The organism is Coprococcus sp. RTP31081st1_H1_RTP31081_211007 (assembly GCF_040227275.1).
GTDB classification, from domain to species: domain Bacteria; phylum Bacillota; class Clostridia; order Lachnospirales; family Lachnospiraceae; genus Coprococcus; species Coprococcus aceti.
This window is the reverse complement of sequence record NZ_JBEHVP010000001.1, coordinates 826267-846727: the sequence shown is the minus strand read 5'-3', so window position 1 is coordinate 846727 and position 20461 is coordinate 826267. Positions and strand designations below refer to the sequence as shown.

Sequence of the window (20461 nt, the reverse complement as noted above, 5' to 3'; positions counted from 1 at the left end):
TTTAATGGGTATGACGGCTGTAGAGCTGGGAAAAGCTATTAAAGATGGACAGGTGAGCGTAGTTGAAGCGACACAGGCCTGTCTTGACAGCATCGAGGCGTGCGAGAAAGATTATAATAGTTTTGTCACGGTTGATCGTGAAGGAGCACTTGCCCAGGCGGAGGAAGTGCAGAAGAAGATAGATGCGGGAGAGCTCAATGGTCCTCTTGCAGGAGTGCCGATAGCAATAAAGGACAATATGTGCCAGGAGGGTGTGCAGACAAGCTGTTCATCCAAGATTCTGTCAAATTTTGTTCCAACATATACTGCTGAGGCCGTTGTGAAGCTCAAGGAAGCAGGAGCGGTTATAGTAGGACATACCAACATGGATGAGTTTGCCATGGGAAGTACAACCGAGACATCATATTTTGGTGAGACAAGAAATCCATGGGATACAAATAGAGTTCCAGGTGGTTCATCAGGTGGATCAGCGGCAGCAGTTGCCGGTGAGGAGGTGCCATGTGCCCTCGGTTCAGATACCGGTGGATCCATCAGACAGCCGGCTTCATTCTGCGGTGTTACCGGAATCAAGCCAACCTATGGAAGAGTGTCAAGATACGGACTTATAGCATACGGTTCATCACTTGACCAGATCGGACCACTTGCGAAGAATGTAGAGGACTGTGCGACGATCCTTGAGATCATATCACAGTATGACAAGAAGGATTCAACATCAGTTAACAGAGATGACAATGATTTTACAAGCGCACTTGTGGATGATGTGAAAGGCCTTAAGATCGGTCTTCCAAGAGACTATTTCACAGAGGGACTTGAGCCTGAGATAAAGGAAGCCGTGTATGGAGTAGCTGAGACTTTGAAGGCAAAGGGAGCTATTGTTGAGGAGTTTGATCTTGGAATGGTTGAGTATGCTATTCCTGCTTACTATATCATTGCATCGGCGGAGGCAAGTTCTAACCTTGAGAGATTCGACGGTGTAAAATATGGTTACAGAACACCAGAGTACACAGATCTTCACAACATGTACAAGAAGAGCCGTTCAGAAGGATTTGGCCCTGAGGTCAAGAGAAGAATCATGCTCGGTTCATTTGTGCTGAGTTCAGGTTATTACGATGCATATTATGTAAAGGCCCTCAAGGCAAAGGCTCTCATCAAACAGGCGTATGACAAGGCGTTTGAGAAGTATGATATCATTCTCGGACCTGTTGCACCTACAACAGCACTGAAGATGGGAGAGTCACTCTCAGATCCTATCAAGATGTATCTGGGAGATGTGTACACAGTCCCTGTAAATCTTGCAGGACTTCCGGGAATATCACTTCCATGTGGAACTGATAAGGATGGAATGCCTATAGGTGTGCAGATGGTTGGAGATGCATTTAACGAGAAGACCATAATCAGAGCTGCATATGCATTTGAGCAGACTAGAGAGTACAAGAGACCTGCACAGGTTTCAGAAAGGGGGCTGTAAGAGATGGCAAAGACATATGAGACAGTCATCGGACTTGAGGTCCATGTAGAGCTTGCGACCAAGACAAAGATATTCTGCGGCTGTAGCACAGCATTTGGAGGAGCTCCTAATACACATACATGTCCTGTATGTACAGGAATGCCGGGCTCACTTCCGGTACTTAACAAAGAGGTTGTGAATAAAGCGATTGCGGTTGGTCTTGCAACAAACTGCACTATCACACAGAATTGCAAGTTTGACCGAAAGAACTATTTCTATCCGGACAACCCACAGAACTACCAGATATCACAGCTCTACTATCCAATATGCAGGGATGGTAAGGTTGAGATAGAGGTTGACGGAGTTAAGAAATATGTGAGGATCCATGAGATACATATGGAGGAGGATGCAGGTAAGCTTGTCCATGATCCATATACAGACAGCTCACTTGTGGATTTCAACCGTTCAGGTGTGCCTCTTATAGAGATAGTATCTGAGCCTGACATGAGATCTGCGGAGGATGTAATAGCATATCTTGAAAAGCTCAGGGAGACGATACAGTATCTCGGAGCTTCAGACTGTAAGCTGAATGAGGGATCCATGCGTGCTGATGTCAATCTTTCGATCAGAGAGGTTGGCTCAGAGGAGTTTGGCACACGTACAGAGACCAAGAACCTGAACTCATTCAAGGCCATTGCCAGAGCCATAGAGAATGAGAGAGAGAGACAGATCGATCTCATCGAGTCTGGTGAAAATGTTGTCCAGGAGACAAGAAGATGGGATGATACTAAGGAGTATTCATATCCTATGAGATCCAAGGAGGATGCACAGGATTACAGATATTTCCCTGATCCTGACCTTGTACCTATCCACATCAGCGATGAGTGGCTCCAGCAGGTAAGGGATGCACAGCCTGAGTTCAGAGACGAGAAGAAGATAAGATACAAAGAGGAATATGCGATTCCTGACTATGATATAGACATCATCACGGCCTCCAAGAAGCTGGCAGATCTGTTTGAGGACGCGATTGCACTGGGAGCACCTGCAAAGAAGGTTTCCAACTGGATCATGGGAGAGACCATGAGACTGATGAAGGAGAACAGTGTTGATGCGGAAGACCTGAAGTTTTCAGCGGAGAATCTTGCGAAGCTCATCAAGCTTGTTGATGACAGGGTTATCAATGGCGGTGTTGCAAAGGAAGTGTTCGAAAAGATATTTGCAGATAATATAGATCCTGAGAAGTATGTCAAGGATAACGGACTTGCAACTGTTCAGGATGACAATGCACTTAAGGAGGCATGTCAGGTAGCCATAGATAACAATCCAAAGGCTGTTGATGATTACAGAGGCGGCAAGGAGAAGGCTCTCGGAGCACTTGTCGGACAGGTTATGAAAGCTATGAAGGGTAAAGCAGATCCTGGATCTGTCAACAAGATGCTTAGGGAGATGCTATAAATATGGAAGAAAACAGAAGAGTTAGAAAGAGGGACAGATACAAACGTCTCATAACAGTGGGTGAGGCCTGTGTACTCATCGCTGTGGAGCTGGTGCTGTTTGGACTCATGTGGTACCGGGACTATGAGGTAACGCTTACGCTTCCGTTCTGGAGAAGAGGAAACTGGGCAGTTATCGGAATGTATGGAATAATCATCATACTTTTCACCAAGCTTTATGGTGGTTACAGAGTCGGATTCTTCAGACTGCTTGATATAGTTTACTCACAGCTGCTGGCTCTCGTGTGTGCCAATGTAGTTGGTTACCTGCAGCTCTGTATAATCTGTCGTGACTATGTAAATCCGGTACCATTGTTAAAGGTAACCGGGCTTGAAACGATAGTGATATTGATTTGGATATTTGCGTGTAGATTTTTGTATGCGAAGATGTATCCGCCAAGGCATCTGCTGCTGGTATATGGATATAAGACTCCGATAGAGTTCATAGACAAGATCAATGCCCGTAAGGACAAGTATGTAATAGAAGACAGAATACATGTCAGCGAGGGCGAGCAGGCGATCAAGGAGAAGATACTCCAGTACGATGGAGTAATCATTTGCGAGACAAAGGCTTATATAAGAAATGAGCTTGTGAAGTATTGTTTTGAACACTCCATCAGATCGTATGTTGTGCCAAAGCTTTCCGACATAATCATATTAGGAGCTGAGCCTATTCATTTGTTCGATACGCCTATCCTCTTATCACGAAATCAGGGACTTACCGGTGACGATATGATCATTAAGAGGATCATGGATGTTATATGTGGATTTATACTGCTTGTCATAGCTTCACCATTTATGCTCATATCAGCACTTGCGATATGGCTGTATGACAGAGGACCGATATTCTACAAGCAGGACAGATTGACACTGAATGGCAAGGTGTTCAAGATCATCAAGTTCAGAAGTATGAAGATGGACTCCGAGGCAGGTGGAGCACAGCTTGCAAAGAAGGATGATGACAGAATAACCCCTGTGGGAAAATGGCTCAGAAAGCTGCATCTTGATGAACTGCCACAGCTTTTCAACGTACTCAAGGGTGATATGTCACTTGTCGGACCGAGACCTGAGAGACCGGAGATCGCCGAGCTTTATAAAAAGACATTCCCTGAGTTTGACTACAGACTCAAGATGAAGGCCGGACTTACGGGATATGCACAGGTTTACGGCAAATACAACACAACCCCTAGAGATAAGGTTAAGCTGGATCTTACCTATTATGAGCAGTATTCAATATGGCTTGATCTCAAGCTGATGCTCCTGACGGTAAAGATCATGTTCCAGAAGGAGACATCAGAGGGAATCGCATCAAATATGACCACGGCACTCAGGGATGGCGAGAAGGTACAGATACCTTCACCTGTAAATGTGAAGCCGGAAGGGCTTGATGAGTCTGAGGATGCATTCTATGACCTCGGAAAGACTGTGCAGAAAACAGATAAATAATAAGCGATATATATCGATGTAGGTGTGTGTGATGACTGGAGAAAAAGTATCGGTGATAATTCCGGCGTATAACAGCAGCAGAACCATTTATTCTGCGGTGGATTCAGTTATGAAGCAGGGGATTCCTGTGGAGGTCATAATAGTTGATGACTGTTCGACGGATGATCTGACAGGAGCACTTGATGGATACGCGGAAGATGACCGTGTGAATATCATCAGAAATGAAAAAAATATGGGAGTTGCAGCTTCGCGTAACCGCGGGGTTGCGGCTGCAACTTGCAGATACGTTGCATTTATAGATTCGGATGATCAGTGGCAGCCTGATAAACTGGCTAAACAGTTGAAGCTTATGGAGCAGACAGGTGCGGTTCTGTGTTCTACGGCCAGGGAGCTTGTGAACGAAGACGGATCCAGAACGGGAAAAGTGATCGGAGTTCCTGAAAAGGTCACCTATAAGATGCTGCTCAGAGGAAATGTGATCAATTGTTCATCGGTTGTGATGGACAGACAGGTTGCACTCAGATATCCGATGGGCAACGACGATATCCATGAGGATTATATTTGCTGGTTGCAGATACTGAAGGAATACGGAAGCTCGGTTGCGATAAATGAGCCGTTGCTATTATACAGGCAGATGAGAAACAGTAAGTCTGGTTCAAAACTGTCGTCTGCAAAAAAGACATTTGCCGTATACAGAAAAGTTGGATATGGAGTTATAAGAAGCTGCTTTTACTTCATGTGTTATGCGGTAAATGGTGTTGTAAAATATCTGTTCTGATAGGAATAAATTATATGGCGGAGAAAAGAAATGACGGATGGCAATAAGAAGAGAGGCCCGGGAAGGCCGACGGAAAAGAGAAAAGATACGATCCTGAGACTTAGGATAGATACAGATACTCATCGGAAGCTCAGTGAATGTGCGGCGGTGCGACAGGTATCTATGTCAGAGCTTGTCAGGGAAGCGATAGATGAGATATTCCGAAGAGAAAAAGAAAAACAGCAGAAGAATGAGGCAGAATAAAAATAACAGGTCGATGGCATATACCATCGACCTGTTATTTTGTTATATATTCATGGATTAAAGTGTGTAGCCGTTCTTTTTGAGGAGCTCTCTGGCTGAGTCTATAGAATCATTTCCTGTAGCATTCTTTATAGGAGCAAATTCCTTCTCTCTGTCGACCTCAAATGGAAGACATGTTCCCATATAAGCGATCATATCGAGAGCCAGTGTCTCAAATTTGTAGCCGTTTGGCTCTGATGGCTTGACGATCTCTCCATCCTCACCGACATAAGGGATAGCCTTCTTGACGATGTGGAGAGGCATACTTTCATTCATGATCTTCATCAGTCTGTCAACCGGGAAGATATAGTTTAATGTAACTCCATAGTTGTAAGCGTAATCGCCGTTGGCATCGCGCTCATCACGCATGGCATCTGTGAGTTCATAATACTCGACGATATATGGCTTTCCGTGGTTAGTACACAGGACGCCAACCTTCTCGTCAGGGTATGCTTTTTTGACAACCTTTCCGCCGGAGAGGAAGCCCTCTGTGAGAACTGCTCCGAGGAATACTGGGTCTGCAATTCTCTGAAGTACATTGTCAACTGAGAATACATTTATATACTTGATTCCGTATTTCGTGAGCTTGTCGAGGTGGCCGGCCTTGCAGAGGGATGAGAACCATCCACCGTTGCCGTTAGGAGACATGGCAACCTTTCCCTTCTCCTCGAGATATATCTTGCCGTTGAAGTCCACTGAAGGAACCATTTCCTGTTTAAAGAAATGAACATATTCAGGATTGTAACCGAAGTAGTCATGCTCTTTGAAGAATGATGTTGTGTCATCGTGGTTCTTCTCATTGGTCATGATGAAGAAATGGATCCAGGTATCTGCCATCTTCACAATATCGAGGGTGTGCTCGATGAGAAGCTGGAATATAAACATATCCTTGGTGACACCGACGTTGAAGGTTCCCTTAGGACCGGAGAATCCAAGACGGGTGCCCTGACCACCTGCCAGGAGGACCAGTGCCAGATCGCCAGCTTTGATGGCTTCAAGGCCTGCGTTCTTGTATATATCATATTTTTCTGCAATGCTGTCCATCTGGAGAGCTGCAACGGGAGCGATATCAGAATCACTTCCTGATGAATTGTGTCCGATCATATCGATAAGTGAGAAATCAATTTCACTGATCTGGTTCAGGAGTGCTGCCTGTTCAGCCTCGCTGAGAGTATCATAATACTTTAATAAGTGTAGCTGTCCTTTTTCTTCGAGAAGCTTGTAAGCGTTTTCGTAATTCATAAAAATCTCCTTAATAAATGTGTAGTTTGTATTTATTTTCTCTATCCGTGTATAATCCCTAAATTAATGATATTTCTTCTTGATCTCAATAGTGTCTGTGAATACCTTCCAAATGTCCTTGATCTTGATCCTTCTTCCATCTGATGCATCGTCCCTGCTGTAATTCAGGACGATAGGAGCTTCGGATATCGAATATCCCTGTCTGTGTGCAGCCACAAGGATTTCAATATCAAAAGCATAGCCCGATATGGAAAGGTTCTCGGCAATCGGCTTTATGACTTCTGCTTTGAAAAGCTTTATACCGGTCTGGGTGTCATGGATACCAAGATGAAACAGCATTTTGAGCATAATATAATAGCTGTAGCTCATGACTCTTCTAATAGGAGGATAATCAAGCTTGGATTCAGGGTGAAGCTTTGATCCTATGACTATGTCAGAACCGGTGTCCCTCATCTGCTTCATAAATGGCTTGAGAAGAGATGGACTCAGTTCAAGGTCTGAATCAAGGAATGCTATATATTTGCCGGAAGCTTTGGCAATTCCGGTTGTGATAGCATGTCCCTTTCCCTGATTGACATCATATCCTGTATCTACAATATGAGAATCCATTTCGGCTGCCTCGGCAATAAGTTTGCCTGTGGAGTCCTTGCTGCCGTCATTCACAGCGATTATCTCATAATGATGAAGAAAACGGCTGAGTATTCGGCTAGTCTCAAGAAGATTATCTTTGATGTGCTGTTCTTCATTGTAGGCGGGCATAACCACCGACAAAGTAATATTGTTAGTATCCATTTCCTGCTCCTTAAAAAATAAGCATTGATATTTAGACATTATTAATACGAGTATACTTTTTTATACATCATGTGTCAAATAAAATAGTGTTAATATGAAGGTGTTTATACTAATTAAGATATAATACATGTTGTAAAAGGAAAAAATATAATGTATTATAAATCGAGGTAACGACATTTTTAGATATTTGAAAAAGGAGTTCCAATGGATAATAAGAAGAAAAATGGAATGAGATCCAGGTACGATGAGGACATGGATTGGCTGGATGACGATGATGATTATCTTGATGATGGTGGATTGATAGGATCATTGTTGTTCGGGGATAAAAAGAAGAAAGAAAAAAGGCGTGATCCTGAGCCGGAGAGAAAGGCTGATAAGAGACCGGAAAAGAAGCCGGAGAAGAAGACTCAGAAGAATATTTCCAGACCTGTGAAGCCGGAAGAGAATTATGACGAGTATTATCACGAGGACAGCAGGGCAAGAAGAGTGAAGAGTGAGGCCCGGGCAAAGCAGAGACAGACCGGACAGCCTGTAGCAGACAGAGCTGTGGACAGAGGTCCGGTGAAGAGGACACAGGGCACTGTACCGAGGACACAGAGCAATCAGAGTACCGTGCAGAGACCTTCAAAAGCTGCCCAGAGACCACGCAGGAGTATACAGAGCACAGGAAGCTCATCTGTGGACAATCTGCTCAGAGAAGTTGACAATATTGAGACAGATGTGCAGACAAGACATGAGGAGCTTAGACGTGAGGCGTGGGAACGCACCCAGAGAAATGTTGCAAAGGCAAAGGCTGAGGTTGAGAGGCTGGAGCTCGAGAGAGAGCAGAATGCCCGCGAAGAGGCAAGAAAGCTTAAGGTTCAGCAGGAGCTTGAGCGCCGCCAGCAGATGAAAGAAGCTGAGAAAAAGGAAGAGCCTGTTGAGGAAGATAACAAGATCACTGAGCCGCAGGAGAGTGATGCGGAAGTTGTAGAAACTGCCACACAGCCAGTAGAAGAGCATGAACAGAAGACTGAGCCGGCAGATATTCTGGAGAAGAATACGGAGCCTGTCCTTGACGATGAGGTCGAGGAAGCTGCAGAGGCAGAGCCTGTGGAAGAGGATTCGACAGTATCATCCCGAAGAACAGATGACATGCTGGACATGGATGAGCTTGAGCGTATAGAGAAGGATATTGATGAGGATAAGCTCAGTTATTCGGAATCAGATACGGCTGATCTGGGACTTGGAGACATAGGCAAAGCATTGGGCTTCGATGAAGTGGAGCTTGAGGATGATGAGGAAGAGCCTGAGGAGGACGAGGAGTCAGACAGCGAAAAGTTCTTCAGGGAGAACCTTCTCGATGAGGCTGATCCAAAGGTTGTCAATCCGGAGAGAAAGAAGCTTAACATCAGTACAAGAGTGTGGGCGATAGCGTTCTTTGTCCTGCTTGCGCTGTTTATACTCATATGTATAATATATGTCAAGAATTATGCCAGAATGAAGTACAATGAGATGGATATCAATGAGATAAGTGCAGATCAGATACTTGTCAATGACGGTGTCAAGGATGCGACCAAGGGATATCGTGCCATTGCACTCTACGGAGTGGATTCCAGAGATTCGAATATGAATGCAGGAACTAACAGTGACAGTATAATGATAGTGAGCATCAATGAGAGCACCAAGGAGATCAAGCTTGTATCTGTATACAGAGATACTCTGATGGAGATAGCAAGCGGTTCCATGGATACCACACAGAAGGTGAATTACGCATACCAGCTCGGCGGTGCGGTTACAGCCATCAACACACTGAATACCAATCTCGACCTGAATATCACAGATTATGTGGCAGTTGATTTCAGTGCAATGGCAAGTATAATCGATGCTGTTGGAGGCGTTGATGTCAAGGTCATTGATGAAGAGGTGAACAACTTCAATAAGAACCTTGCAGAGCAGATAAGCCTGTCAGGCAAATATTCATCAGGAATAACTGAGGCAGGAGAGTATACTCTTGATGGACAGCAGGCAGTTGCATATTCAAGAATACGATCCACTGGCCAGGGAGATATAACAAGAACCGAGAGACAGAGAATAGTCCTCATGAAGGTTATAGACAAGCTGCTTAGCGCAGACACAGGTTCACTTGATTCATTTGTTGATGTTTCATTTAAATGTATATCAACAAGTCTTAACAAGGACGATATACATGCTCTTGTCAAGAGTGTGGCTGGATATAAGGTTGTAGATACCGCAGGATTCCCATTTGCATATGAGGCAAAGGAACTCTCGGACAAGGGTAACTGCCTTGTGGCTGCTGATATGGAATCCAATGTGGAGGCATTACATGAATATCTGTATGGTGCTGACAAATACGTCATATCAGGCACAGTAAAGCAGATAAGCAGCAATATAGAGAGCATATCAGGTGTTAAGTCACAGAAGGTCAAGGTGACGACGGAGGCTCCGGGTGATGGAATATCAGATGGAAGCGACGAGGATGGAGATCTTAGGACGATAACAACTCCTCCAAAGGGAATGATCGTCGAGGAATAAAAAACTAAACATAATAATTAAGCAAGGAAGCTTCAGATATGGGGCTTCCTTTTTTTATGCATCGGAGACATTGGGATATGAGACATCCGATGCTTAAAGAAAGGCTACAACATAAAGAATTGTATATACATTACAGATCATTGTTTTTTAATCGAAAACTGTCAGATAATTTATTGAAAAAAGTTGTTTACAAACAGTGTAAATGGTAGTAATATATCAAAAACGATAAACGACTTGAGAAAAACACAAAAATAACAATATTTACTTGAGAAACAAAAGTTAAAAGCAAAATATCGTTGTGAATGACAAAAACATGGAAAGGACGGAACAGGACATGATTGAGAATAAGAGAGCGGAGAATACCGGATTATACGACCCAAGCTTTGAGCACGATAACTGTGGTATCGGTGCCGTTGTCAATATCAAGGGTATAAAGACACATGACACAGTGAACAATGCACTCAAGATTGTTGAGAATCTTGAGCACAGAGCAGGAAAGGACGCAGAGGGCAAGACCGGAGACGGTGTAGGTATACTCCTTCAGATATCACATAAGTTCTTCACCAAGGCTTTAGCAGAGCTTGGATATGACCTTGGAAAGGAAGGCGATTATGGAATAGGAATGTTCTTCTTTCCACAGAAGGAGCTGGCGCGCAAGCAGGCTATGAAAATGTTTGAGGTCATAGTGGAGAAGGAAGGACTGGAGTTCATTTGCTGGAGAGAGGTTCCTACAACACCTGGAATCCTTGGCAAGAAGGCAATAGATGTCATGCCATGCATCATGCAGGCATTCATCAGAAGACCTGAGACAGTGAAGGCCGGTATGGACTTCGACAGAAAGCTCTACTTCGTCAGACGAATATTTGAGGAGAGCAATGATGACACGTATGTTCCATCACTTTCCAGCAAGACTATAGTATATAAAGGAATGTTCCTTGTCGGTGAACTCAGAAAGTTCTACAACGACCTTCAGGATCCTGACTATGAGTCAGCCATAGGACTTGTTCATTCAAGATTTTCAACGAATACAACACCATCATGGCTCAGAGCTCATCCATACAGATATCTGTGCCACAATGGTGAGATCAATACAATAAGAGGAAATGAGGACAAGATGATCGCCCGTGAGGAGACTATGGAGTCGACCATCATGCAGGATGAGATGTACAAGGTTATGCCTGTTCTTGATCCGGATGGATCGGATTCAGCAAGACTTGACAATTGTCTTGAGTTCCTCGTGCTCAACGGAATACCGCTTCCTATGGCTGTCATGATCACGATCCCTGAACCATGGGAGAACGACAGAGCCATGAGTCAGGAGAAGAAGGATTTCTATCAGTACTATGCAACCATGATGGAGCCTTGGGATGGCCCTGCTTCTATATTATTTACAGACGGTGAGCTCATGGGAGCAGTTCTTGATAGAAACGGACTGAGACCATCGAGATACTATATCACAGATGATGATTACCTTGTACTTTCATCAGAGGTCGGAGTTCTGGACGTAGATCCATCCAAGATCGTAAAGAAAGACCGACTCAGACCTGGCAAGATGCTTCTTGTCGACACAGTGAATGGACGTCTTATATCTGATGAGGAGATCAAGGAGAAATACGCGCTGGCAAAGCCTTACGGAGAGTGGGTAGACAGCAATCTTGTACATCTCGCTGATCTGAAGATTCCGAATATCAGAGTTCAGGAGTATACAGACGAGGAGAGAGCAAGACTTCAGAAGGCATTTGGATATACCTACGAGGATTTCAAGAATACCATATATCCTATGGCAGAGAAAGGTGCAGAGGCAATCAGTGCCATGGGTACTGATACACCACTTGCAGTTCTCTCGAACAGCCACAAGCCACTGTTCAACTTCTTCAAGCAGTTATTTGCACAGGTTACAAACCCACCTATCGATGCGATCAGAGAGGAAGTTGTCACATCCACATCGGTATATCTCGGAAAGGACGGAAACATCCTCGAGGAGAAGCCGGAGAACTGTCATGTGCTGAAGATCAACCATCCAATACTGACAAATACGGATCTTTTGAAGATCAAGAATATGAATGTACCGGGACTTAAGGTTGCGACACTTCCGATTCTTTATTATAAGAACACATCCATGGAGAAGGCTCTCGACAGACTGTTTATCGAGGCCGACAAGCTCTACAGGGACGGTGTAAATATCCTCATCCTCTCAGACAGAGGTGTGGATGAGAACCATGTTGCAATACCATCACTCCTTGCAGTATCAGCTATGCAGAAGCACCTGGTAAGAACCAAGAAGAGAACAGCGGTTGCGATCATCCTTGAGAGTGCTGATCCAAGAAATGTACACCACTTTGCAACACTTCTCGGATATGGTGCATGTGCAGTCAATCCATATCTGGCAATAGAGACGATCAAGCAGATGGTAGATTCGCATCTGCTGAACAAGGATTTCAATGCGGCTGTCGATGATTACAACAGTGCAATATGCCACGGAATAGTAAAGATCGCATCCAAGATGGGTGTATCAACGATCCAGTCATACATGGGATCACAGATATTTGAGTGTATCGGTCTTTCAAAGGACGTTGTGGACAGATACTTTACAAATACAGTAAGCCGTGTTGGCGGTTCTGGTATAAAGGAGCTTGAGAAGACAGTTGATGATCTTCACTCATCAGCATTTGATCCGCTTGGACTTAACACAAACCTTGCCCTTACAAGCATCGGTGCACACAAGTTCAGAAGCGGCAAGGAGGAGCACCTGTACAATCCTGTTACTATACATCTTCTTCAGGAGTCTACAAGGCGCGGCGATTACAAGCTGTTCAAGCAGTACACAGCAGCGCTCCACGATGAGCAGAAGCCATTCCACCTGAGAGGTCTCATGGACTTCAAGTTCGCTGACAAGCCGGTTCCACTCGATGAGGTCGAGCCTGCAAGCGAGATTGTGAAGAGATTCAAGACTGGTGCCATGAGTTACGGAAGTATATCACAGGAGGCACATGAGTGTATGGCCATCGCCATGAACGAGCTGGGCGGTAAGTCCAATTCAGGAGAGGGCGGTGAGTCGATAGAGAGACTTACGATCGGCAAGGATGGCAAGAATAGATGCTCAGCCATCAAGCAGGTAGCATCAGGAAGATTTGGCGTTACATCGAGATACCTTGTGAGTGCCAAGGAGATACAGATCAAGATGGCACAGGGAGCAAAGCCTGGAGAGGGCGGACATCTCCCTGGCGGAAAGGTATATCCATGGATCGCAAAGACAAGACTTTCGACACCGGGAGTAAGCCTTATCTCTCCACCACCACATCACGATATATATTCGATAGAGGATCTTGCACAGCTCATCTACGACTGCAAGAATGCAAACCGTGATGCGAGAATATCAGTAAAGCTTGTGTCTGAGGCTGGTGTAGGTACAGTAGCGGCCGGTGTTGCAAAGGCCGGAGCACAGGTCATCCTGATCTCAGGTTATGACGGAGGAACAGGAGCAGCACCTAACAACTCCATCCATTACGCAGGACTCCCTTGGGAGCTTGGACTTGCAGAGACACATCAGACACTTATCATGAATGATCTCAGAAATAAGGTCATCCTTGAGGCAGACGGTAAGCTGATGACAGGCCGTGACGTTGCGATAGCTGCAATGCTCGGAGCTGAGGAATTTGGATTTGCAACAGCACCGCTTGTAACAATGGGTTGTGTCATGATGAGGGTATGTAACCTTGACACATGTCCTGTCGGAATAGCAACTCAGAACCCAGAACTCAGAAAGAGATTCAGAGGTAAGCCTGAGTACGTGAAGAACTTCATGCTGTTCATAGCAGAGGAGCTTCGAGAGTACATGAGCAAGCTCGGCGTCAGAACAGTCGATGAGCTGGTTGGACGTTCAGATCTCCTCATGAGCAGCGACAGAGCAGATGAGAGAAATGTCATCCTTGATAAGATAATTAACAATCCTTATATAGATATGCCACAGAACAAGGTAAAGTATCACGAGAAGAATGTCTATGACTTCCAGCTTGAGAAGACAGTAGATATGAGAATTCTCATGAAGAAGCTTGGACCTGCACTTGAGAAGGGACAGAAGAAGAGCGTTGAGCTTGATGTGGTCAACACAGACAGATCTGTTGGAACGATATTCGGTTCAGAGATCACAAAGAAGTACGGCGAGTCACTTGATGAGGACACATACATCGTCAAATGCAACGGCGCCGGCGGACAGAGCTTTGGAGCATTTATTCCAAAGGGACTTACACTTGAGCTGGTGGGCGACAGCAACGATTACTTCGGCAAGGGTCTGTCAGGTGGTAAGCTGATAGTTTATCCGCCTCGTTCAGTTAAGTACAAGCATGAGGATAACATCATCATAGGAAACGTTGCACTGTACGGTGCCACAAGTGGTAAGGCATTCATCAACGGTGTTGCCGGCGAGAGATTTGCAGTTCGTAACTCTGGTGCCACGGCGGTCGTTGAGGGTGTTGGCGATCACGGATGTGAGTACATGACAGGTGGTAAAGTAGTAGTTCTTGGAACAACAGGCAAGAACTTTGCAGCCGGAATGAGCGGTGGTATCGCATATGTACTTGATATGGGCAACGATCTGTACAAGAGACTTAACAAAGAGATGATATCCATAGAGGCTGTGACAGACAAGTACGAGGTGAGCGAGCTGAAGCAGCTCATCATGGATCATGTAAATTATACAAATTCAGAGATAGGCAAGAGGATTCTTGAGGACTTTGAGGGATATCTTCCAAAGTTCAAGAAGATCATACCAAAGGATTACAAGAAGATGATGAATATGATAGTTGCATTTGAGGAGAAGGGCCTGAGCCGCGAGAAGGCAGCTATCGAAGCATTCTACAAGGTTAAGAACGGAGGTAAGTAGGAATGGGAAAACCAACTGGATTTTTAGAATATGAGAGAAAGACAAGCGCAGAGCTTGCTCCTAAGGACAGAATCAAGAATTTCAATGAATTCCACACTCCGCTTAGCCGTGATGAGCAGAGAAAGCAGGCTGCAAGATGTATGGACTGTGGCGTTCCATTCTGCCAGGCAGGTATGAACATATGCGGAATGACATCGGGCTGTCCGCTGAACAACCTGATCCCAGAGTGGAATGATATGCTCTATAACGACAATCTTGAGCAGGCATTTGCAAGACTCAGCAAGACCAACTGTTTCCCTGAGTTTACAAGCCGTGTGTGCCCGGCTCTCTGTGAGAAGGCATGTACCTGTAACTTAAACGGTGATCCAGTGTCGGTCCGTGAGAACGAGAGAGCCATCATAGAGTATGCATTTGCAAATGACCTTGTAAATGATAAACAGCCAAAGGTTCACTCAGGCAAGAAGGTGGCAGTCATAGGTTCAGGTCCTTCGGGACTGGCCGTGGCAGACCAGCTGATCGGCAGAGGCCACGACGTGACTGTGTATGAGAGAAGTGACAGACCGGGCGGACTTCTCATGTATGGTATCCCAAACATGAAGCTTGAGAAGCAGATCATAGACAGAAGAATAGATGTCATGAAGAAGAGAGGAATAAAGTTCGTACTGAACACAGAGGTTGCAACCGGAAAGGCATCTGCGAAGGCTGTGTGTCCGAAGGATGATCAGATGACAGGTTATCTTAAGAACAAGAACCTCAAGTATGTGAAGGCTGAGGATCTGCTCAAGGAATACGACGCAGTTGTGCTTGCCTGTGGTGCAGCCAATCCAAGAGATATAAAAGCACCTGAAAGGGATGCAAAGGGAATCTACTTCGCTGTTGATTTCCTCAAGACTACGACAATGAGCCTTGTAAATTCGGGCTTTGCTGACAAGCAGTTCGTGAACTGTAAAGGCAAGAATGTTCTCGTCATCGGTGGTGGTGATACAGGAAATGACTGTGTGGGAACAGCAGTCCGTGAGGGCGCTGTCAGCGTTACACAGCTTGAGATGATGCCAAAGGCACCTGATACAAGAACACCAGACAATCCATGGCCAGAATGGCCGAAGATCTGCAAGACAGACTACGGTCAGCAGGAGGCAATAGCAGTATACGGACATGATCCTAGAATATATGAGACTACAGTCAAGGAATTCATCAAGGACAAGGACGGAAATGTCAAGGCAGCCAAGTGTGTGAAGCTCGATTGGAAGAAGAATCCTGAGACAGGAAGAATGACTATGACAGAGATAGAGGGAAGCGAGTATATCGTTGACTGTGATGTGGTACTCATCGCAGCCGGATTCCTCGGATGTCAGACATATGTGGCAGAGAGCTTTGGCGTGGAACTCAACGAGAGAACAAATGTCAAGACTCCATGTCCAAACTCATATACAACAAATGTTCCAAAGGTATTCGTAGCCGGAGACATGCACAGAGGCCAGTCACTGGTCGTATGGGCCATCCGCGAAGGCCGCGAGGCCGCCATGGCAGTAGAAGAGCTGCTGCTCGGATACACTAATCTACAGTAAAGGATAGACGTATTTGGTTCGTTCCCTGAGTGAATTATAAAAAATATCCCTAATACCATATTATTGAGGTATTAGGGATATTTTTTTCTTTAAAGCAGGTGGTTTACCGGCAGGTACATAGGAAGTCCATCTTTGTACTGAAGGGAAACCTCACCTATTATAAGAGGTCTGAGATACGCTTCCATCTCAGGTGTGACATCATTCTTCTCAGGTGTGATCCACTCTAGTGGAATTGTCTTGGCTTGATTTGCGATGAGCGCTACATTTTCAGGCTCGATAATCCACTGGTAAGGGTCGTTTGACACTCTCTTTATGGTTGACATAACTGCGGTCATACCTTCGGCTGCATACTTTACGGCGGCCTGTCCAAGTGCAAATGACTCGTTGATATCTGTCCTTGAGGAAATATGCGCTGCACATCTCTGGAGGACATTGAGCTCGATGGAACGAACCTTTATATCCATTCTGTCCTTAACAAGACTCTCGAGAGCCTTGCCGGTTCCGCTGAGCTGGGCATGTCCGAACTTGTCTGCCACAGCAGAAGTTGCGCTGATGTAGTTGCCATCCTTATCATGTATACCCTCAGATACGGCCACGATGACACATCTTGAAGTCTTTAATACATTTTTGATGTCCTCTATAAACTGATCCTCATCGAAGTCTACCTCAGGAAGATATATGAGATGAGGAGCAGGACTGTAGTCATTTCTTGCCAGACAGGATGCAGCGGTGAGCCAGCCTGCATCACGGCCCATGATCTCCACGATGACAACACTTGGTATCTGGTAGATGTAAGTGTCGTGGGCAATCTCCAGCATGGTGGATGCAACATACTTGGCTGCAGAGCCAAATCCTGGAGTGTGGTCGGTATGGCACAGGTCATTGTCAATGGTCTTAGGGATGCCGACGATCTTCACATCCGATCCGATCTTCTTTGCATATTGGCTGAGTTTATCCACTGTATCCATAGAGTCGTTGCCACCGATATAGTAGAATGCAGCAACCTGATATTCCTCAAATCTGTCAAATATTATCTCATAAGGTTTTGAGTCAACCTCAAAATCAGGAAGCTTGTATCTGCATGAGCCAAGGTACATTGCAGGGGAGAGCTCCAGAGTATTTACCAGAGGAAATTTTGAGAGGGCCATGAGGGACAGATCTATGAAATTATTGTCCAGCACTCCCTGGATCCCGTGAATTGCACCGTAAACTCTGGTGAATTTGTTGCTTTTCTTAACTCCGTCTATGACACCTGCCAGCGAAGCATTTATCGCTACGGTAGGACCTCCTGACTGAGCTACTATACAGTTATCTTTCATTTTGTAAATCTCCTTTGAAAGGTTTTATTTTATTCTGGACTGCGCAGGAGTATGGTTATCTTTTTGCGGCCATAAACCATAAGTGCGTCCTTGATTATATCTTTGTTGGCATCGGTTGTGTGTATCTCAACAGTGTCCAGAAGCTTTTCGACATATGAGCACCAGAGGTCATAGATGATCTTCTGGTTCTTCTCACTGACAGGTGGAAGTGCAGCCTTTGCCTTTTCAAGATCGCAGTCAGCATCTGTCATGTAAATGAATGAATCAGGTGTGAGTGCTTCCTCACCGTATGCTGCGACAAATATCTCTTCTGTCCTGACAAATCCACAGTCATACATCTCAACTATGAGATCGTGGATACATTCATCGATATTATCGAAATAGTGGTAGTAACGGAGCAGATGAGCCTGATTCTCGTCCTCGATGTCATCACGGTTTATCCAGTACCCCTTGCTCTGGCTCTGTTCCTCCCTGATAGCCTCTTCCTGCATGAGATCGAGATCTCTCAGTGCCTCCTCGCGCTTATCGGCAAGCTTTCTTCTGACATACACCACAGTCATGACTATGAGTGCAAGCAGAAATACTCCGAGCAATACGCCGAATAACATTTGTAAGCTGGTTTTATCCATTTGGTGAACACCTGCCTTTCATGTTTGGAAATAATTATAAATTCCCATAAGTATCTATATTCTAACACAGGTAAGATTGGTATTTCAAGAAGGCATATAATGTCAATTATAGTGGTTAAAGTTCACGTGAAAAATTCTTGCAAGAGATGTAAAGGTAAGGTATAATGTGCTCATAGCTGAGATGTATTAAGTCTCTTGTGATTTTGAACCTACATTTGAATAAACGGGATTCCTATATCATTGTTATTGAAGTCAAGCCTCGTTATATAAGTTCTAGTGGAAGGCAGATATACAATTGCGGTTGCCCACCTAGCGCTGCTAGGACTCAAAAGCAAGGGCGCATTTCAGTTTATTACACAAGATGAAGAAGCAGCATGTATATGCTGCTTTTTCTCTGTATGTGGATATATTTGCGGAGAAATGGAGACAGGGGAATGCGAATAGATCAGAGGAAGAAATGGTATCAGAAGATCAAATACAATAAGAATTTTAAGATAGTGAGTTTCATAACTATAATTCTGGTATGTGTTGTCGGATATATGATGATAACAGGTAAAAACAGAGTAGGCGAAGAGACTGATGATAACAACGATGGTAATTCAGTGGAGACCATAGTTATAGAAGCTCCGGATGATCCGCTGGGAGATCTGAAGCAATATGTTGAAGCCGACACGGACAGTACAGAGATCGCGGAGTATGACTACACAATTCAGGGAGCAGGAACTGTGGCTTCAAAGAAGAAAGAGGATAAAGGCAGCAGCTCGTCAGGCACCGACAGAACCAGCGGGGGCAGCGGCTATGGCGGATCGTCAGTAGTTATATCCGGTATGGAGAACAGTGTCAGAGTCATCCTGACAAATGGCGGAGATTATTATCAGAGCTATGTGGAATTTACCTGCAGTACAGGATTTAACGTGACGAGCGATGGCAAGAAGAAAACCTACAAGGCGGATGAATTTGTATCACTTGGCAGCGACAACAAGGCCTCATCCATCATAGTTGAGCCTGAGAGTTCGGATGGAATGATAACAGTATCGAGTCTCAGCAAATCAAGCGGCACCCCGAGGTATCACGGAGCCCTTGAGATAACAAAGGATTCGTCGGGATACATGATCATCAATCAGGTAGATATAGAACAGTATCTGTATGGGGTAGTGTCAAGTGAGGTTTCATCGAGCTACAGCCCGGAGGCGCTCAAGGCTATGGCAATCTGCGCCAGAGGATTTACATATAGAAAGCTTGGAAGTAACTACAGGGGATACAATGCAGACCTTGATGACACAACATCGTGCCAGGTCTACAATAACTTCCCTGAGACGGGAAATTCCATAGATGCAGTCCAGTCCACATCCGGAATTGTACCTACATATAACGGAGAGATCATAAATGCTGTATATTTCTCAACATCGTGCGGAACGACTACCACGAGTGACCAGGTGTGGGGCGGAAGCATGCCATATACCTGTACACGTATTCAGAATACGGCGCTGGACATCCCATATTTCAGCGATGAAGCGGCATTCAGGGATTTCATGGATGGCAAGACGGACACAGATGTGGTTGAGAGAAATCTTCCTATGTACAGGTGGACGGTTACATACACAGAAGATGAGATGAGAAATGCGGTTGAGACCGGCCTTTCAAGATGCTCGGATGTGTCTGCGACATCGGTTGGCAAGATCAAGTCAATAATGGTGACGGGAAGAGATGACAGTGGACTTGTGAAGGAAGTTACGATAACAGGCGACAAGGGAAGCGTGGTAGTCAGCGGCCAGAGCAATATCCGAGTTCTGTTCGCCACGGATGGCAAGGCTATAACAGAGCAGGATGGATCAGAGCTCACGGGCTGGACAGGCGTTCCAAGTAATTTCTACTATGTAAAGAAGGATAATGACACAGGACTCTACACACTTAAGGGCGGCGGATACGGACATGGAGTCGGAATGAGTCAGAATGGTGCAAATGAACTGGCAAAGCTGGGATATACTGCAGCGCAGATAATAAGCCATTATTACAACGGAGCAGTTCTCAGTTCGGTTGAAAAGTAA

General features: G+C 45.1%; 13 protein-coding genes. 9 read left to right on the top strand and 4 right to left on the bottom strand.

Going from position 1 to position 20461, the window contains the following annotated elements:
- Window positions 1-4: 4 nt before the first annotated feature.
- The 5 genes from gatA to ABUA31_RS03660 are packed head-to-tail and all read left to right on the top strand — an operon-like array spanning window position 5 to window position 5407.
- Complete coding sequence (gatA, locus tag ABUA31_RS03680; protein ID WP_172678739.1) at window positions 5-1468, top strand: Asp-tRNA(Asn)/Glu-tRNA(Gln) amidotransferase subunit GatA; 1464 nt, start codon at window positions 5-7, stop codon at window positions 1466-1468.
- A gap of 3 nt (window positions 1469-1471) precedes the next feature.
- The gene (gene gatB, locus ABUA31_RS03675) at window positions 1472-2902 is read left to right on the top strand and encodes an Asp-tRNA(Asn)/Glu-tRNA(Gln) amidotransferase subunit GatB (RefSeq protein ID WP_022217158.1); all 1431 of its coding nucleotides are present in this window, start codon (window positions 1472-1474) and stop codon (window positions 2900-2902) included.
- A 2-nt stretch (window positions 2903-2904) separates the two neighbouring features.
- Window positions 2905-4386, top strand: a complete 1482-nt coding sequence (locus tag ABUA31_RS03670) for a sugar transferase (RefSeq protein WP_022217157.1) — start codon at window positions 2905-2907, stop codon at window positions 4384-4386.
- Window positions 4387-4417: 31 nt separating this feature from the next.
- Window positions 4418-5164, top strand: coding sequence for a glycosyltransferase family 2 protein (locus tag ABUA31_RS03665; protein WP_022217156.1), 747 nt, complete (start codon window positions 4418-4420; stop codon window positions 5162-5164).
- A gap of 30 nt (window positions 5165-5194) precedes the next feature.
- On the top strand, window positions 5195-5407 hold the full coding sequence (locus ABUA31_RS03660) for a toxin-antitoxin system HicB family antitoxin (RefSeq protein ID WP_022217155.1): 213 nt from the start codon (window positions 5195-5197) through the stop codon (window positions 5405-5407).
- Between the two features lie 57 nt (window positions 5408-5464).
- Here the strand turns inward: ABUA31_RS03660 and ABUA31_RS03655 are convergent, their stop codons facing one another.
- Entirely contained in the window at window positions 5465-6688 is a 1224-nt protein-coding gene (locus ABUA31_RS03655; protein WP_015533225.1) for a UDPGP type 1 family protein, read from the bottom strand.
- Between the two features lie 63 nt (window positions 6689-6751).
- Complete coding sequence (locus tag ABUA31_RS03650; protein ID WP_015533224.1) at window positions 6752-7480, bottom strand: glycosyltransferase; 729 nt, start codon at window positions 7478-7480, stop codon at window positions 6752-6754.
- Between the two features lie 204 nt (window positions 7481-7684).
- Between ABUA31_RS03650 and ABUA31_RS03645 the strand changes: the two genes are divergently transcribed.
- From ABUA31_RS03645 to ABUA31_RS03635, 3 genes are all read left to right on the top strand, one after another.
- Window positions 7685-10015, top strand: coding sequence for an LCP family protein (locus ABUA31_RS03645; RefSeq protein ID WP_349092944.1), 2331 nt, complete (start codon window positions 7685-7687; stop codon window positions 10013-10015).
- 334 nt (window positions 10016-10349) lie between these two features.
- Complete coding sequence (gltB, locus tag ABUA31_RS03640; protein ID WP_015533222.1) at window positions 10350-14897, top strand: glutamate synthase large subunit; 4548 nt, start codon at window positions 10350-10352, stop codon at window positions 14895-14897.
- Between the two features lie 2 nt (window positions 14898-14899).
- Window positions 14900-16465, top strand: coding sequence for a glutamate synthase subunit beta (locus tag ABUA31_RS03635; protein ID WP_349818446.1), 1566 nt, complete (start codon window positions 14900-14902; stop codon window positions 16463-16465).
- A gap of 89 nt (window positions 16466-16554) precedes the next feature.
- On the opposite strand, the gene ABUA31_RS03630 is transcribed toward ABUA31_RS03635, so the two are convergent.
- Together ABUA31_RS03630 and ABUA31_RS03625 are read right to left on the bottom strand one after the other, a co-directional pair.
- Window positions 16555-17784, bottom strand: coding sequence for a 6-phosphofructokinase (locus ABUA31_RS03630; RefSeq protein ID WP_173794411.1), 1230 nt, complete (start codon window positions 17782-17784; stop codon window positions 16555-16557).
- A gap of 29 nt (window positions 17785-17813) precedes the next feature.
- The gene (locus ABUA31_RS03625; RefSeq protein WP_133300860.1) at window positions 17814-18413 is read right to left on the bottom strand and encodes a hypothetical protein; all 600 of its coding nucleotides are present in this window, start codon (window positions 18411-18413) and stop codon (window positions 17814-17816) included.
- 434 nt (window positions 18414-18847) lie between these two features.
- Between ABUA31_RS03625 and ABUA31_RS03620 the strand changes: the two genes are divergently transcribed.
- On the top strand, window positions 18848-20461 hold the full coding sequence (locus ABUA31_RS03620; RefSeq protein WP_022217148.1) for a SpoIID/LytB domain-containing protein: 1614 nt from the start codon (window positions 18848-18850) through the stop codon (window positions 20459-20461).

Bases quoted from the DNA above. Each gene is read 5' to 3' on its own strand.
- ABUA31_RS03670 (WP_022217157.1), top strand. From the start codon at position 2,905: ATGGAAGAAAACAGAAGAGTTAGAAAGAGGGACAGATACAAACGTCTC.
- ABUA31_RS03665 (WP_022217156.1), top strand. From the start codon at position 4,418: ATGACTGGAGAAAAAGTATCGGTGATAATTCCGGCGTATAACAGCAGC.
- gltB (WP_015533222.1), top strand. From the start codon at position 10,350: ATGATTGAGAATAAGAGAGCGGAGAATACCGGATTATACGACCCAAGC.
- ABUA31_RS03650 (WP_015533224.1), bottom strand. From the start codon at position 7,480: ATGGATACTAACAATATTACTTTGTCGGTGGTTATGCCCGCCTACAAT.
- gatB (WP_022217158.1), top strand. From the start codon at position 1,472: ATGGCAAAGACATATGAGACAGTCATCGGACTTGAGGTCCATGTAGAG.
- ABUA31_RS03625 (WP_133300860.1), bottom strand. From the start codon at position 18,413: ATGGATAAAACCAGCTTACAAATGTTATTCGGCGTATTGCTCGGAGTA.
- ABUA31_RS03655 (WP_015533225.1), bottom strand. From the start codon at position 6,688: ATGAATTACGAAAACGCTTACAAGCTTCTCGAAGAAAAAGGACAGCTA.
- ABUA31_RS03620 (WP_022217148.1), top strand. From the start codon at position 18,848: ATGCGAATAGATCAGAGGAAGAAATGGTATCAGAAGATCAAATACAAT.
- gatA (WP_172678739.1), top strand. From the start codon at position 5: ATGGGTATGACGGCTGTAGAGCTGGGAAAAGCTATTAAAGATGGACAG.
- ABUA31_RS03630 (WP_173794411.1), bottom strand. From the start codon at position 17,784: ATGAAAGATAACTGTATAGTAGCTCAGTCAGGAGGTCCTACCGTAGCG.
- ABUA31_RS03645 (WP_349092944.1), top strand. From the start codon at position 7,685: ATGGATAATAAGAAGAAAAATGGAATGAGATCCAGGTACGATGAGGAC.
- ABUA31_RS03660 (WP_022217155.1), top strand. From the start codon at position 5,195: ATGACGGATGGCAATAAGAAGAGAGGCCCGGGAAGGCCGACGGAAAAG.
- ABUA31_RS03635 (WP_349818446.1), top strand. From the start codon at position 14,900: ATGGGAAAACCAACTGGATTTTTAGAATATGAGAGAAAGACAAGCGCA.